General features: G+C 69.0%; 12 protein-coding genes. 3 read left to right on the forward strand and 9 right to left on the reverse strand.

What is annotated here, in order from left to right:
- Positions 1-185: 185 nt before the first annotated feature.
- The gene (locus ACW5DW_RS07770) at positions 186-1,169 is read right to left on the reverse strand and encodes a GGDEF domain-containing protein (protein WP_457018188.1); all 984 of its coding nucleotides are present in this window, start codon (positions 1,167-1,169) and stop codon (positions 186-188) included.
- Between the two features lie 233 nt (positions 1,170-1,402).
- On the opposite strand from ACW5DW_RS07770, the gene ACW5DW_RS07775 reads away from it, so the two are divergent.
- Positions 1,403-2,101 (forward strand): class I SAM-dependent methyltransferase, encoded by a 699-nt coding sequence (locus ACW5DW_RS07775; protein WP_457018189.1) that lies wholly within the window; start codon positions 1,403-1,405, stop codon positions 2,099-2,101.
- 70 nt (positions 2,102-2,171) lie between these two features.
- On the opposite strand, the gene ACW5DW_RS07780 is transcribed toward ACW5DW_RS07775, so the two are convergent.
- Positions 2,172-2,720 (reverse strand): YaeQ family protein, encoded by a 549-nt coding sequence (locus ACW5DW_RS07780; protein ID WP_457018190.1) that lies wholly within the window; start codon positions 2,718-2,720, stop codon positions 2,172-2,174.
- Between the two features lie 285 nt (positions 2,721-3,005).
- Here ACW5DW_RS07780 and ACW5DW_RS07785 point away from each other — a divergent pair, with 285 nt between their 5' ends.
- Entirely contained in the window at positions 3,006-5,687 is a 2,682-nt protein-coding gene (locus ACW5DW_RS07785) for a glycoside hydrolase family 3 C-terminal domain-containing protein (protein ID WP_457018191.1), read from the forward strand.
- Between the two features lie 54 nt (positions 5,688-5,741).
- On the opposite strand, the gene ACW5DW_RS07790 is transcribed toward ACW5DW_RS07785, so the two are convergent.
- On the reverse strand, positions 5,742-6,464 hold the full coding sequence (locus ACW5DW_RS07790) for an rRNA pseudouridine synthase (RefSeq protein WP_457018192.1): 723 nt from the start codon (positions 6,462-6,464) through the stop codon (positions 5,742-5,744).
- A 121-nt stretch (positions 6,465-6,585) separates the two neighbouring features.
- Here ACW5DW_RS07790 and ACW5DW_RS07795 point away from each other — a divergent pair, with 121 nt between their 5' ends.
- The gene (locus tag ACW5DW_RS07795; protein ID WP_457018193.1) at positions 6,586-7,443 is read left to right on the forward strand and encodes a PA4780 family RIO1-like protein kinase; all 858 of its coding nucleotides are present in this window, start codon (positions 6,586-6,588) and stop codon (positions 7,441-7,443) included.
- A 282-nt stretch (positions 7,444-7,725) separates the two neighbouring features.
- Here the strand turns inward: ACW5DW_RS07795 and ACW5DW_RS07800 are convergent, their stop codons facing one another.
- From ACW5DW_RS07800 to ACW5DW_RS07825, 6 genes are all read right to left on the reverse strand, one after another.
- Positions 7,726-8,694: an alpha/beta hydrolase gene (locus ACW5DW_RS07800; RefSeq protein WP_457018194.1), complete on the reverse strand. Its 969-nt coding sequence runs from the start codon at positions 8,692-8,694 to the stop codon at positions 7,726-7,728.
- Between the two features lie 379 nt (positions 8,695-9,073).
- Complete coding sequence (locus ACW5DW_RS07805; protein WP_457018195.1) at positions 9,074-10,135, reverse strand: ATP-grasp domain-containing protein; 1,062 nt, start codon at positions 10,133-10,135, stop codon at positions 9,074-9,076.
- Positions 10,132-11,349 (reverse strand): tyrosine/phenylalanine carboxypeptidase domain-containing protein, encoded by a 1,218-nt coding sequence (locus tag ACW5DW_RS07810; RefSeq protein ID WP_457018196.1) that lies wholly within the window; start codon positions 11,347-11,349, stop codon positions 10,132-10,134. Before ACW5DW_RS07810 ends, ACW5DW_RS07805 begins: the two co-directional genes overlap by 4 nt.
- The gene (locus tag ACW5DW_RS07815) at positions 11,349-12,206 is read right to left on the reverse strand and encodes an N-formylglutamate amidohydrolase (protein WP_457018197.1); all 858 of its coding nucleotides are present in this window, start codon (positions 12,204-12,206) and stop codon (positions 11,349-11,351) included. The genes ACW5DW_RS07810 and ACW5DW_RS07815 overlap by 1 nt, the downstream gene beginning before the upstream one ends.
- Before the next feature lie 146 nt (positions 12,207-12,352).
- On the reverse strand, positions 12,353-14,059 hold the full coding sequence (locus ACW5DW_RS07820; RefSeq protein WP_457018198.1) for a SulP family inorganic anion transporter: 1,707 nt from the start codon (positions 14,057-14,059) through the stop codon (positions 12,353-12,355).
- Between the two features lie 3 nt (positions 14,060-14,062).
- A complete protein-coding gene (locus ACW5DW_RS07825; RefSeq protein WP_457018199.1) occupies positions 14,063-14,320 on the reverse strand; it encodes a helix-turn-helix domain-containing protein in 258 nt (85 codons plus the stop codon).
- Positions 14,321-14,331 lie beyond the last annotated feature (11 nt).

The raw sequence follows: 14,331 nt of genomic DNA on the forward strand, positions 1-14,331 counted from the left end.
CGTCAGGGGGATTATGCGCCAGCCTGCGTCGCGGCAACATGGCGCCATCGGACCGCGGCGACTTCGCGCCCGGCCCAGGCCAGCAGGCGATGCGCCACCTGTCGGCGGTGGTACCGCGTCCGGCATGACCAACCTCGGCCGTCGCGAGGCACCTCGCTGGATGGCCGCCCGGGTTGGTATTGCGACTATCGCAGGCCTGTCACCACCGTGCGGTTGCGCCCGGTGCGCTTGGCCTCGTACATGGCCGCGTCGGCGCGGGCCAGCCATTCGCCGGGAGAGTCCGTGGGGTGAAACGGGGTGGCCCCGACCGAGATGGTGACGGTGCGTCCCTGCGCCTGGACTTCCCGCTCCACCGCGCTGCGCAGCTTCTCGGCGACCTCGCGAAGCGAGCCTGCGGTCGCGCCCGGCAGCAGCAGCACGAACTCCTCGCCGCCCGGCCGGAAGAAGCGGTCGTCCATGCGCGTGCTGGCGCGGACCACGTCGGCGATCTGCACCAGCACCTCGTCACCGGCCTCGTGGCCGAAGCTGTCGTTGATCTGTTTGAAGTTGTCGAGGTCGAACACCAGCAACCCCATCGGCACGCCGCTGCGGACGCTGGAGGCGATGGCGATCTCCAGTTCGGCCTCCATGCCGCGGCGGTTGCCCGCCCCAGTGAGCGGATCGCGCAGCGCGATCGCCTGCAGCTGCGAGCGCTGTACTGCTGCGCGCGACGCGAAGACGAAGGAGAACAGGCTCACCACGACCGCGGTGGTGATGAAGCCGATCTTGTGCGCAGCGGTGCCCAGCGCCGGGTCGCTGAGCACGACGCCGGTGATGGCGACCACCGACATGAGCAGCGCGGGCCTGCGCCGCACCAGCAGGAAGTTGGCCACCAGGACCGGATACAGCCAGAGCACTCCAGACAGGCCAGCCACATGCGCGATGCCGATGCATCCGATCGAGTAGCTGACCGCCAGGAAGGTCGCCGCGCCGTCCGTGCGCCCGGTTCGCCACGCATGCACTGCGCCCACGCTGATGCAGGCGACGATGAGCAGATCGATGATGCCCGTCAGGGGCTGGCCGGACATGAATCTGTACACGGCGAACGGGGTGACCCCCAACACCGTGATCGCGGCGAACATGAGGACGGTCGCGAGCTGGAAATCGGCCTTGATCCTCTCTTTCCACATGTCGACTTTCGAGGTCCTGGGCAGGGAATACGGGGGCAGCGCACGCATTGCCTGCGTCGCGCGCGAGCAGGCCACGTTTGAGGCGCACTCAAGCCTGGCAGGCTAGCGGACAGCCACGCGAACGCGCGTGAACGCGCGCGCCCGGTGCAGGGTGCCGTGCCCGGCGCAAGTGGGTGCCTTCGATGCCACCTGACGATGGACGCCGCCCCGGCAGCCTGCGCTAAGCTGCCGCGATGCAATCCGACCAGATCGTTGCCCTGTTCGACCAGCAGGCCGCCGGATACGACAGCCGGTGGGCGAAGACCGCTGCCATCCGCGACTGTCTCTACCTCATGCTGGAGCCCCTGCTCGCGGGGCTGCCGCAGGACGCGCGCGTGCTGTGCGTCGGCGTCGGCACGGGCCAGGAGATGGCCCATCTGGCGCGCCGCTTCCCGGGGTGGACGTTCACCGCGGTGGAACCCTCCGGCGCCATGCTCGCGGCGTGCCGGGAGCGGGCCGAGGCCGAGGGCTTCGCGCAGCGCTGTCGCTTCCACCAGGGGTTCCTGGAATCGCTGCCCGCGGATGCGCCGTTCGATGCGGCCACCTGCCTGCTGGTGTCGCAGTTCCTCGTCGACCAGGTGCAGCGCACGCAATTCTTCCGCGCGATCGCGACGCGCCTGCGCGTTGGCGGGCTGCTGGCGAGCTCGGATCTCGCGTCGGACGTGCACTCGGCCGCTTACGAAGTGCTGCTGCCTGCGTGGACGCGCATGATGGCCGCCGCCGACGTGCCTGCCGAGGCCATCGAGCGGATGCGGGCGGCTTATTCGGAGGACGTCGCGGTGATTCCCGCGGCCGATGTGGCCTCGATCATCGCGGCGGGTGGTTTCGAGCCGCCGGTGCAGTTTTTCCAGGCCGGGCTGATCCACGCGTGGATCTCGTCGAAGCGGGCCTGAAGCCGCGCGGCGACCACTGCAGGCCGAGGGTCAACGGCGGTGTGACGCTCGCCATGCCCGCCGCGCGTGCTCAGCCGGCAGCGGCGATCCGCACGCGCGGCGTGAGCGCGACGTTCTGGCGATCGCTCATCAGCTGCAGTTCGCCGTCCTGGATCATCGCGGTCAGGCGCATGCCGCGTTCGAGCAGCCCGACGATGACCTCGATGTCGTCCGGCGCCAGGTCGATCACGGTCAGGTTCTTCAGCCGTGACAGCGCGCTGGCGGCCTTGTTCCACCAGATTTCGGCGCCGTTGCCGCTGTAGTTGATCACCACCACCTGGCGCGCGCGGGCGCAGGCCTTGCGGACGCGGCTCTCGTCGGGCTGGCCCAGCTCGATCCACAGGTCGATGTCGCCGGTGTAATCGCGCAGCCACAGGTCCGGGTCTTCGTCGGTGCTCAACCCGCGGCCGAACTCCAGGCGCTCATGGGCGTACAGGGCGAACGCGATCAGCCGCACCATCAACCGCGCCGGCGTTTCCGACGGGTGCTGGGCGAGGGTGAGGTTGTGGCTGGCGTAGTAATGCCGGTCCATGTCGCTGACCTGCAGCTCCAGCTTGTAGATCGTCGAGTTCAGGGCCATGCGCGTGCCGGGATGCGGGAAGCGGGCAATTGTAGTCGCCCGGGACGACAGTCCAAACGGTCGCGGCCATGCCTGTTACCAGCATCGGCCGGCTCACGGGCACGTGCAGGCCGCGTGGGCGCATTCGCACCGCCATCACCAAACTGGCAAGTCGGCGGCGCGAATCTCGATCAGTCGCCAGGCGCCGCCGTGCAATCATCCCTGACGCGCCGCCGAAGCAGGCTGGCTGCGCATGCCGCCGGGACTCCGTGTCCACCCTACGGCGGGCCCACCGAGGAGAGCAGGATGCATCCGTTGCACCGGATACGTTGCGCCGTGGCGCTGTTGGCGATGATCACGATGGCGCCGCTGGCCGCGCAGCAGGGCGGGGCGCGTGGCACGCAGGCGGGCGGGGCGGAGGCGCTGGCTACGCAACTGGTCGCACGCATGACCACCGACGAGAAGCTGGCGCAGCTGCTCAACACCGCGCCGGCCATCGATCGGCTGGACGTGCCGTCCTACAACTGGTGGACCGAGTCGCTGCACGGGGCGATGGGCTCGCTGCCCACGACCAACTTCCCCGAACCGATCGGGCTGGCGGCGAGCTTCGACGACGCACTCGTGCAGCGCGTGGCCGCGGTGATCAGCACCGAGGTGCGAGGCCTGCATGCACTGGCGCGGCAGACCGGGCGCACCGGGCGCATCGGCACGGGCCTCAACACCTGGTCGCCCAACATCAACATTTTCCGCGATCCGCGCTGGGGCCGCGGCCAGGAAACCTACGGCGAGGATCCGTTCCTCGCCGCGCGCATGGGCGTGGCCTACGTGCGCGGCATGCAGGGCGCGCACCCGGACTGGATCGACGTCGTCGCCACGCCCAAGCACTACGCGGTGCACAGCGGCCCGGAGTCCACGCGGCACGAGGCGAACGTGTTCGTGTCCAGGCGTGACCTGGAGGACACCTACCTGCCTGCCTTCCGCGCCGCGATCGTCGAGGGTGGCGCCGCGTCGGTGATGTGTGCCTACAACCGCATCGACGGCCAGCCCGCCTGCGCCAGCGACATGCTGCTCAAGGACTACCTGCGTGATGCCTGGTCGTTCAAGGGCTATGTGGTGTCGGATTGCGATGCCGTGACCGACATCCGCAAGCACCATCATTTCGCCCCGGACCCCGCGAGCGCGGTGGCGGCGGCGATGCGCGCGGGCGTGGACAACGAATGCAGCGGCGCCACGCTCACCGATACCGATGGCCTGGCCGAGCCCTACCGCGAGGCGCTGGCACGCGGGTTGCTGTCGATGGCCGACATCGACCGCGCCCTGGTGCGGCTGTTCGCGGCGCGCTACCGCACCGGCGACCTGCCGGGCCTGCGTCCTCTGTCCATCGACAGCGCATCGCCCGCCGATGTGGGCACGCCGGCGCATGGCGCAGTCGCGCTGGAAGCGGCGGAAAAGAGCCTTGTGCTGCTCAAGAACGACGGCGTGCTGCCGCTGCGCGCGGACACGCGTGTCGCGGTGATCGGGCCGCTGGGCGACGCGACCCGCGTGCTCCGCGGCAACTATTCATCGCCGCAGTCGGCGGCGCCGGTGTCCGTGCTCGAAGGATTGCGCCGCGCCATGCCGGACGCGCAGGTGCGCCACGTGCCGTTCGGCGAGACCTTCACCGACGGCGATCCGGTGCCCACCAGCGCGCTGCGCACGCCCGACGGCGCACCCGGCCTGCTCGCCCGCTACTACAACGCGGCCGCAGTTCCGCCGGCGCGTTTCGGGCCGGGCGAACTTGATGCCTGGGTGCAGCGCACCGGGTTCGAGGCCGAGCCGGTCGTGACCCGCGTCGAGGCCGACGTCAACTCGCGCAGCCTCGACCTGGCGCAGGTGCGCGACGTGCACCGCGTGCAGTGGAGCGGCTACCTCGTTCCGCCGGAAACCGGCCTCTACCGGCTCGGCATCGGCGGTTTCAACGGCGAGATGCGGTTCGACGGCCAGCCCTTCGTCGACCTGCGCGGCGCGTCCTGGAACAGCCTGCCCACCATGAAGACCGTGCGCCTGGAGGGCGGCCGGCGCTATCCGGTGACCGTGACCACCGAGGCGCGGATCCTGACCGGCATCGGCATGGTCTGGAAACGCGTGTCCGACACGCCCGAAGCCGACATGCGCGCGGCGGCCGCCGACAGCGACGTGCTGGTGGCGGTGGTCGGGCTGACCTCGGACCTGGAGGCCGAGGAAGCGCCGATCGAGGTGCCAGGCTTCAAGGGCGGCGACAAGACCTCGCTGGACCTGCTGGCCGACCAGCAGGCGCTGCTGGTGGCCGCGCGCGCCACCGGCAAGCCGCTGGTGGTGGTGCTGATGAACGGCAGCCAGGTCAACCTGGCCTGGGCGAAGGCGCACGCCGACGCCATCGTCGAGGCCTGGTATCCGGGCCAGTCCGGCGGCTTGGCCGTGGCCAACGTGCTGGCTGGCCACGTCAATCCGGCCGGTCGCCTGCCGCTGACCTTCTACCGCTCGGTCGACGAGCTGCCCCCGTTCGGCGACTACGACATGCGCGGCCGCACCTACCGCTACTTCGAAGGCACCCCGGTGTATCCCTTCGGACACGGCCTGAGCTACACGCGCTTCGCCTACGCGCCGCTGCAGCTTGTACCCGCGGCCGGCGGTGCCTCGGAAGGGGTCCGCGTGAGCGCGCAGCTGCGCAACGCGGGCGAACGCGCCGGCGACGAGGTCGCCCAGCTCTACCTGGAGTTCCCGGAGCTGGAGGGCGTGCCGCGGATCGCGCTGCGCGGATTCCAGCGGGTGACGCTGGCCCCGGGCGAAACCCGCACGCTGGAATTCGAGCTGGACCCGCGCGACCTGAGTGCGGTCGATGTGGAAGGCGACCGCCAGGTGATGCCGGGACGCTATCGCATCTGGGTGGGATCGGGGCAGCCGGGTCCGGACATCGCCGGCCAGCGCGTGGAATTCACGATCGATCGCGGGCGGCAGGTGGCGCGCTGAGGCGAACAGGGCAGCGACGCCCGCGCCCGCACTTCGATCGACTGGACGGCCGACTCAGAACTTTTCGCCCACCGGCAGGTAGCGCCAGCTGCCGGCGGGCATCTTCGCCAGCGGAATCCTGCCGATGCGGATCCGGCGGATGGACACCACTTTCAGGCCCACCTGCGCGCACATGTCGCGCAGTTGCCCGTCGCGCACGGCCTTGATCGCGAAACGCAGGCGGATCTCGTTCTGCCAGCTGACCTTGCACGGCGGCAGCGGCCGGCCCTCGTAGACCAGGCCGTGGTTGAGCCGGCTCAGGCCCCACGGGCCCAACGTACCGTCGACCTCCACGATGAATTCCTGCTCGATGGTGTCCACGTCCTCGGCCAGCCGCCGCCGCACGCGGCCGTCCTGGCTCAGCACGACCAGCCCGCTGGCCTCGCGCTCCAGCGGCATCAGCGGCACCAGCCGCTGGAAATGCTGCTGGAGCGGGCGCACGCCGCTGGCATCCTCGCTCCATCGCGTGGCGGGCGTGACCAGGGCCGCGGCCGGGTTGGCGCCCGTGATCGCGTCGAAACCGGGTGGCTTGTGCAGCAGCAGGGTGGCGGGCTCGCTGGCCTGCAGCTGCGCGGCGTCGTCGATCTCGACCGCTTCCTCCGTGACCATGCGATTGGGCTCTTCCACCACCTGGCCGTCGACCTTCACCCAGCCGCCCTGGACGTACTGTTCGGCGTCGGCGCGTGAACACCGCGCCAGTTCGGCCACGCGCCTGGCCAGTCGAACCGGGTCGGACATGAATGATGTGCCACGGGATCAGGGACGCGCAGTGTATCGTTCGCGCACTCTGGCGCGCCGGACGGCGCCGGTTCCGGTGTCGAACCGGGCGCGCCGTCGACCCGTTTCCTCAAGAGGTGCCATGAAAACTCCCGCAGGCCTGCAGGCGCTGATCGAAGACGGCGTGATCGATGCCGTGATGCGTCCGCTCAAGAGCGGCAAGGAGGCGGCCGTGTACGTGGTGCGCGCGGGCGAAGAGATCCGCTGCGCCAAGGTGTACAAGGACATGGCCCAGCGCAGCTTCCAGCAGCGCGTGCAGTACCAGGAAGGGCGCAAGGTGCGCGGCAGCCGCGAGGCGCGCGCGATCGGCAAGGCCAGCAAGTACGGGCGCAAGCAGCAGGAAGCGGCCTGGAAGAACACCGAGGTCGAGGCGCTGTACCAGCTGCGCGACGCCGGCGTGCGCGTGCCCGAGCCCCATGGCTATTTCCACGGCGTGCTGGTGATGGAGCTGGTGGTGGATGCGAACGGGCATTCGGCGCCGCGGCTGGGCGAGGTGGAGCTGTCGCCGGACGAGGCGCGCGGCTTCCACCGGTTCCTGGTGCGGCAGGTGGTGAAGATGCTGTGCGTCGGCCTGGTGCACGGCGACCTGTCGCCCTACAACGTGCTGGTCGCCGCCGACGGGCCGGTGCTCATCGACTTCCCGCAGGTGGTCAGCGCCGCCGGCAACAACGCCGCGCGCACCATGCTGCTGCGTGATGTGAACAACATCACCGCCTGCCTCGGCGGCTGGGCGCCCGAGCTGCTGGAGACCTGGTACGGCGAGGAAATGTGGGCGCTGTTCGAAGCCGGCGAACTGCGGCCGGACAGCGAGCTGACCGGCGAGTTCGAACACGATGAGTCCGCCCCCGATATCGACGGCGTGCGACATGCCATCAACGATGCGCGCGAAGAGGCGCTGATCCGCCAGCAGGGGCGCGAGGCGGCGGAGGAATCGGACTAGGGATGGACTGGGCCCTGTCGATCGGCATTTCCGCGAAAGCACATTGCCGTCCGGGCCATCGCGCGGCCATCCGATAGCTGTTTGTCATTTCGACCGAAGGGAGAAATCTGCCTTGTCTGCCGGACTGCAGATTTCTCCCTTTGGTCGAAATGACAGTTCCAGTTCTCACGCTCTCCGAGAGATCCCGCTTCCCGTCCTGACGGGGACGACAGGCGTGCAGGCCTTGCGGCGGAGGAACGACTGCAACCGGGCCGACTGGACCAGCCCGGTTGCTTCAAGACCTCAGGAGCCCTTGCCTTCCAGCATGCCGTGCATCTTCAGCCAGCTGACCCAGGCCTCGAACCAGCCGGTGCTGGTGGTGTCCTTCGGGTACATGCCGAAGCCGTGGCCGCCGCGCTCGTAGTAGTGGAACTCCACCGGGCGCCCGGCCTTCTGCCAGCTCTCGATCAGGCCGAAGCCGGTGTTCGAGAACAGGCCGTCGTCGGCAGCCAGCGCGACGAACAGCGGCGGCGCATCGGCCGGCACTTCCAGCGGCGCGATCGGACCATAGATGTTGCCGATGAAGGCCGGCTTGGCGTCTTCGCCCGACAGCGCGGTCACCATCGTCAGCATGGCGCCGGCCGAGAAGCCGATCATGCCGATGCGGTCCGGATCCACGTTCCACTCTTCGGCGCGGCTGCGCACCAGGGCGAAGGCCGCGCGCGAATCTTCCAGCTGCGGCGCGAGCATGGTTGCCGACTCGGATGAACCCGGATCGCGCGGCGGACGCGGACCGGCCAGCATGTCGCGGATCGACTTGGCGAAACCGTCAAGGTCAGCCGGCGTCTGGTTGAGGCGGTACTTGAGCACGAAGGCGGCGACGCCACGATCGGCGAGCGCGCGCGCCACGTCCCAGCCTTCGTTCTCCATCGACAGCGAGCGGAAGCCGCCGCCCGGTGCCACGATCACCGCGGCGCCGGTCGCCTTCGCCGGATCGGGCAGGAACGGCGTCAGCGTGGCATCGGTGACATTGCGCGCGAACACGCTGCCGTACTGGCGATGCCAGGCTTCCTTCTGCTTCGCATCGGGCAAGGGGCCTGTGTCGAGCGCGATCGCGTTCGGCTGGTCCGGAGTGTCGATGATCGTCATCTTGTCGTCCTGTGCGGACGCAAGCGGCACCACGGCCCAAAGCAGGGCGAGCGTGGCGCCCAGGGCGATGCGGTGGCGCGACCGCGGGTTCGCGGTTCGGAGCGGGCTGGTATTCGTTGTCATGGTGTCCTCCCTAGGCTGCGCATGCAGCGCCCGGGCGAGCATAGGCCACGGCGACGTTGGCGCGGCGCTGCGATCACAAACTGGCGTGGAGCGATCACTGAAGCGGAATAAGTCTCGCTTCTGGACGTTTCCCTGGGCAGGCGGGATCTACGCCGGGCCCGGCGCAAGCTGCATGCGTGCGGCGATGCCCCGGGAGACGTCAGGAACGTGAACGGTTGGGGCGCCGACTGCCGGGCTTTGCAAGGCGCGAATCACATCGATGTCACCCGACTTGCTGCAAGCGCAAACCAGGCATGCCGGGCATGCATGGATCGACTTGGCGCGCGCTGCCGCTACCATCCGCACCGCGCACCATGCGCGTGGGACACGCGGTGCCCGCTTACAGCATCGCCAGTTCCACGTTGGACAGGTTGCCGCGATACTGGTTGCGCAGCCGCACCTTGCGCGCCAGGTCCTCGATGATGTGGCCACTGAAGTCCACGCCGGTCAGCTCTTCGGCCATGTTGATGCCACCGGGCGTGTCGACGTTCACCTCCATCAGCTTGTCGCCGACGATGTCGAGCCCGGCCAGGTACATGCCGTCGCGGATCAATTTGGGCGCAACCAGTTCGGCCAGGCGCAGCGCGTCCGCATCGGGCTCGGCCAGTTCGATCTTGCCGCCGGCGCTGATGTTGCTGCGCGCGTCGCCGCTGTCGTTGTAGCGGCGGAAGCAGGCGTAGCGCCCGTCCACCTGCAACGGCCGGCCGTTGAGCGTCAGCAGGCGCAGGTCGCCGTCGGCCGCCTTGGGCAGGTACTCCTGCGCGATCGCGTAGCCGTCGCGTGTCACCGCATCGATCATCTGGTTGACGTTGGCGCCGCCGTCGTCGTTCACCACGAACACGCCCTGGCCGCCGGATCCCTGCAGGGGCTTGATCACGCCGCGTCCGCCCTGCGCGGCGATGAAGGCCTTGATCTCGTCGGCATCGCGGCTGATGCAGGTGACCGGCCGCACGTCCTCGGGGAAATGCTGGAAGTAGGTCTTGTTGGAGGCGTCGGTCAGATGGGTCGGGTCGTTGAGTACGATCACGCCGCGGCGCACCACCAGCTGGGCGAACAGCAGCGCGCTGTTGGGCGCCCATGGGCGGTCGACCAGCTCCTCGGCCGGGTCGCTGCGCAGCATCAGCACGTCCAGTTCCTCGACGCTGACGCGCTCGACGGCGGCATCTTCGTCCTGGATCTCCGCAAGCAGCGCCGCATCGTCGGCATAGGCGTCGCCGCGCGGCACGTGGGCCTTGGCGTACACGTGCCCGTCCTGGTCGTAGATGAAGCCTTCCAGCCCGATCAACGCAACGGAATGGCCCATGCCGAGCGCCCTGCGCGTCAATCGGATGGTGGTGTAGTTGTCCTGTTCGGTGGCCACGTCGTTGACGACGAAGCCCAGGCGCAGGGGTCGCTCGCTCATGCAGGTTGTTCCTCGAGGGGAAGGGGTGCGGGGTGGGAATGGTGGAGCTGCCCGACGTCGACGGTCCGGCAGCGTTCGAGCACTTGGGCAAAGCCGTCGGCGCTGGCGTAGCGCGGCAGCAGGCGCGGCGGCGCCACCCAACCGTCGTCGATCAGCGCGGCCAGGATCCCGCGGTGGGCCAGTGCGAACTTGCCGCTGAACAGCGCAGCGAAGTCGCCGCCCTCGCGCAGGTCGGCGAGGAGCTCGCGCAGGCCGCGCAGATAGACCGCGTCCTTGGTCAGTCCGCCGCCGCGCAGTGCGCGCACGGCCACGTCGAAGGCATCATCGGTGGCGAAGCCGTGGCAATCGTGCAGGCAGGCGAAGATCTCCGGGATGCCCTGCCGGTGGATCGCCATGTCGGCGGCGAGCACGCGTGCGGCGAGGATGCGCAGCCGTTCGCCCGGCAGGTAGCCGGCCAGGTATTCGGCCAGCACGCCCAGCCCCTCCTGCAGCGGATCGTACTGGGCCAGGCCGACTGCCAGCTGGCGCAGCGGCTGGCGCGCGCCGTTGTAGTGGGTGATCACGTGGGTGCCGATTTCATGCTGCAGCAAGGGCTGCAGGCGCGCTGCCGGCAGGCGCAGGTCCGCGTCCAGGTACAGCCGGCCGTGCGAAACCATCATCAGCGAGCCGACGTCGGCGTTGATGGTCACGTCCAGCACGAAATCCGGCGCCTGTTCGCGATACCACGCGACTTCGGCCTCGACTGCGGTCACGACCGCGTCGACACCGATGTCCGCCTCAAGCGGCTCACCGGGTTCGACATCGGCAAGGATGCGGCGCGCCAGCTGCAGCAGGTCCGCCTCGACGCCACCAAACAGCTCGATACTCGCGCCGATGAAGCCTTCGGTGCCGCGCAGGCGGACCAGTTCGATGGTGCGCGCGAGATCTCGCTGCTTTTCGCCCAGAACCTCAGCCAGCAGCGGCGATTCGATGTGGTCGACCGGCAGCGCAAGCAGCCGCTGGCGCATGGCGTCGAGGTCGAGCAGCGGCTCGGCATAGCGCAGGCCGGAGACGCGGGTGCGACCGCTGGCGTCGAACTCATCCCACAGCGCGTCGGTACCGAGCGGGTTGAGCGCCAGCAGCCAGTCCAGTTCGGCATCCATTGCCAGCAGCGCGGCATCGACGTCGGCCGCGATCGGGGGCAGGGCCCGCAGCGGCGGTGCAAACGCGTCCACTAGGCGCGTTTCCGGAAGGCGGGCCGCACGGCGTCAACGGCTTTGCGCAGGCCACGTTCGAGTGCGTGCAGCGCCGCGATGTCCGCGTGCCCGGTCCACTCGTCCATGAAGATCTTCTTGTACTCGGGCGAGATCGTGCACACCCGGGATCCCCAGCGGGCATACACCCATTCGGGGAAGTGCCCGCCGGTGGGGAAGCGCACGTTGGCGCGCACGTCCGGCGTGCGCCCCGCGACCGGGACGCTGCGCAAGGCCTGGGCAAAGCGTTCCGTCGCTTCACCCCAGCGGTCGGGATCGGCGGTGGTCAGGCCCAGCTCGATGTCGGGGTTGTCCGCCCGTGGGGCGCAGGCCGCGGCGGCGCCGTCGCGCCGATGGTTGTAGCTGTGCAGGTCGATCAGCAGCACGGCCTGCCAGCGCTCGAGCATGTGCTCGATGAGCTCGGCGAACATGCCGTAGAAGCGGTCCCAGCGATCGAGCGAGCGCGTGATCTCGTTTGCGGGCAGCGGCGACTTCCACGCTTGCAGTCCCCAGCAGTGCTCCGGCTGCGCATAGACGGCCAGCTCGCGCGGACGATTGAGGTCGACCTCGAAACGCGACACGGGCACGCGGATGCGCACGTCGCCGGCGCTGGTCAGCAGACCCGTCAGCGGGTCCTCCTCGCGCCAGCGTTCTTCGTCGGAAAGCGCAAGCAGCGAGTGCAGCGACGGGCGAATCGCATGCCCGTCGTGGATCGCGGTGGCCACGATGGGGCCATCGGCAAGGCGGATGTCCCAGTCGCCTGCCTGCGCCGTCTGTACCAGTTGTGGGCGCGTTTCGAACCAACCCCGCGCCGGTGCATTGCCCTCGGGTGCCATCATGGGTGCCGATGCTGTCAGGCACACAATGATCGATTCGTGATGGGGCGGCATTCTGCGCCACGGCGGGAAAACGTACGCCGCGTTACGTCGTCGTCCAGGCTCGACGCCACCGCGTCGCAAGCCGCAAGGCAGTGCCGCGGCCGGTATCAGTCCACGCGCAGCCCGATGATCGACTTCGCCATCTTCACCGCACGCTCGAAATTCGAGGCCAGGTGCAGCGCGACCGGGCCATTGTGCAGCCCCATCTTCGCGATCACGCGGTTGGGCTGTTCCTGCAGGCCCGAGACGATCAGCGCAATGCCTTGGCGATGGCAGCGTTCGGCCAGCTTCTTGAGCGCATGCACGCCGCTGGAATCGATCACCGGTACCAGCCGCATGCGCAGGATCAGCACCTTCGGCGGCTCGAAGAACTGGTCGAGCAGGTTGTCCAGGCGGTTGGCCGCGCCAAAGAACAGCGGGCCGCCGATCTGGTAGGCCTCGACACCCGCGGGAAGTTTCGCCCGCTGGTCGAGATCGACCTCACGACCTGGATCGGCATGCAGGTCGTCGTCGATCATGCTGATGCCCGAGCTGACCTCCACCGCCTCGGCCATGCGGAACATGAAAACGAAGGCGGCCAGCACGACGCCCGCCTGGATCGCGATGGTGAGGTCGAACATCACCGTCAGCACGAAGGTCAGCAGCAGCACCAGCCGGTCGCCCCAGGGCGCGGACATGGTGTTGCGGAAGTTCTCCGCCTCGCTCATGTTCCAGGCCACCACCAGCAGCACCGCCGCCAGCGCGGCCAGCGGCACGTAGCGCATCAGCGGCGCGAGCAGCAGCACGAACAGCAGCAGGAAACCCGCGTGCAGGATGCCGGCCATGGGCGTGCGGCCGCCGGCACGGATGTTGGTGGCGGTGCGCGCGATCGCGCCGGTGGCGGGCAGGCCGCCGAACAGGGCCGACCCCACGTTGGCAATGCCCTGTGCCACCAGTTCGCCGTTGGAACGATGGCGCCCGCCGGTCATTCCGTCGGCCACCACCGCCGACAGCAGCGATTCGACGCCGGCCAGGAAGGCAATGGTGAACGCGCTCGGGAGCAGTTCGAAGAAGCGATCGAAGGGAATGTGCGGAAGTTCGAATTGCGGCAGGGACGTGGGCAGGTCGCCAAAGCGCGAGCCGATGGTTTCGGCGGGCAGCCCCAGCCCCGTCGCCACGAAGGTGCATGCGCACAGCGCGATCAGGAAGCCAGGCCACTTCGGCCGCCGGCGCCGCAGGCCGAAGATCAGCGCCAGTCCCAGTACCGTGAGCGCCACGGCCGCCGGCTGGGTACTGGCCAGGTGCGTGCCGTACGCACTCCAGCGCTCCAGGAATCCCACGGGCACTTCGCCCATCTGCAGGCCGAGCGCGTCCTTGACCTGGCTGGAGAAGATGCTGACCGCGATGCCGGCGGTGAAACCGGTGATCACGGGTTGCGGCATGTACTTCATCAGCGTGCCCAGCCGCAGCAGGCCGGCGGCGATCAGCATCAGCCCGGCCATCAGCGTGCACAGGATCAGTCCGCCGTAGCCGAAGGTCTGGATGACCACAAACACGACCGGGATGAACGCGGCGGTCGGCCCGCCGATCTGTACCCGCGAGCCGCCGAAGAACGAGATCAGGAAGCCGGCGATGATCGCCGTATGCAGGCCTTTTTCGGGAGTTGTCCCCGACGCGATGGCCAAGGCCATTGCCAGCGGCAGCGCGACCACGGCAACGGTCAGGCCGGCCAGCGCATCGGCCTTGAGTGTCTGCAGCCCATAGCCCTCGCGCAGCACGCTGAGCAGCTTGGGCTCGAACATGCGCAGGTACCGGCTGCGATCCTCGGGTGTCATGGCTCAGCCCTCCCGTGGTGCTTTCAACCGGATACCGCGTCCTTGCCCGACGCTGGCCTGGCCATCGCCGATCATCTCAATGCCAGAAGCCTCGAGCGCATCCACCACCTTCATCAGCGTGCCCACCACGCCGCGCACCGTGCCATCGCTCGCTTCCATGCGCTGGATGGTCGGCAGCGATACGCCGGCCAGTTCGGCCAGCCGGCGCTGGTCGATGCCAAGCAAGGCGCGCGCGGCGCGCAGTTGTGGGGCGGTGATCACGGGGTCTCCTG

This window comes from Luteimonas sp. A482 (assembly GCF_054072655.1).

Bases quoted from the DNA above. Each gene is read 5' to 3' on its own strand.
- ACW5DW_RS07820 (WP_457018198.1), bottom strand. From the start codon at position 14,059: ATGACACCCGAGGATCGCAGCCGGTACCTGCGCATGTTCGAGCCCAAG.
- ACW5DW_RS07795 (WP_457018193.1), top strand. From the start codon at position 6,586: ATGAAAACTCCCGCAGGCCTGCAGGCGCTGATCGAAGACGGCGTGATC.
- ACW5DW_RS07770 (WP_457018188.1), bottom strand. From the start codon at position 1,169: ATGTGGAAAGAGAGGATCAAGGCCGATTTCCAGCTCGCGACCGTCCTC.
- ACW5DW_RS07805 (WP_457018195.1), bottom strand. From the start codon at position 10,135: ATGAGCGAGCGACCCCTGCGCCTGGGCTTCGTCGTCAACGACGTGGCC.
- ACW5DW_RS07790 (WP_457018192.1), bottom strand. From the start codon at position 6,464: ATGTCCGACCCGGTTCGACTGGCCAGGCGCGTGGCCGAACTGGCGCGG.
- ACW5DW_RS07815 (WP_457018197.1), bottom strand. From the start codon at position 12,206: ATGATGGCACCCGAGGGCAATGCACCGGCGCGGGGTTGGTTCGAAACG.
- ACW5DW_RS07800 (WP_457018194.1), bottom strand. From the start codon at position 8,694: ATGACAACGAATACCAGCCCGCTCCGAACCGCGAACCCGCGGTCGCGC.
- ACW5DW_RS07775 (WP_457018189.1), top strand. From the start codon at position 1,403: ATGCAATCCGACCAGATCGTTGCCCTGTTCGACCAGCAGGCCGCCGGA.
- ACW5DW_RS07780 (WP_457018190.1), bottom strand. From the start codon at position 2,720: ATGGCCCTGAACTCGACGATCTACAAGCTGGAGCTGCAGGTCAGCGAC.
- ACW5DW_RS07785 (WP_457018191.1), top strand. From the start codon at position 3,006: ATGCATCCGTTGCACCGGATACGTTGCGCCGTGGCGCTGTTGGCGATG.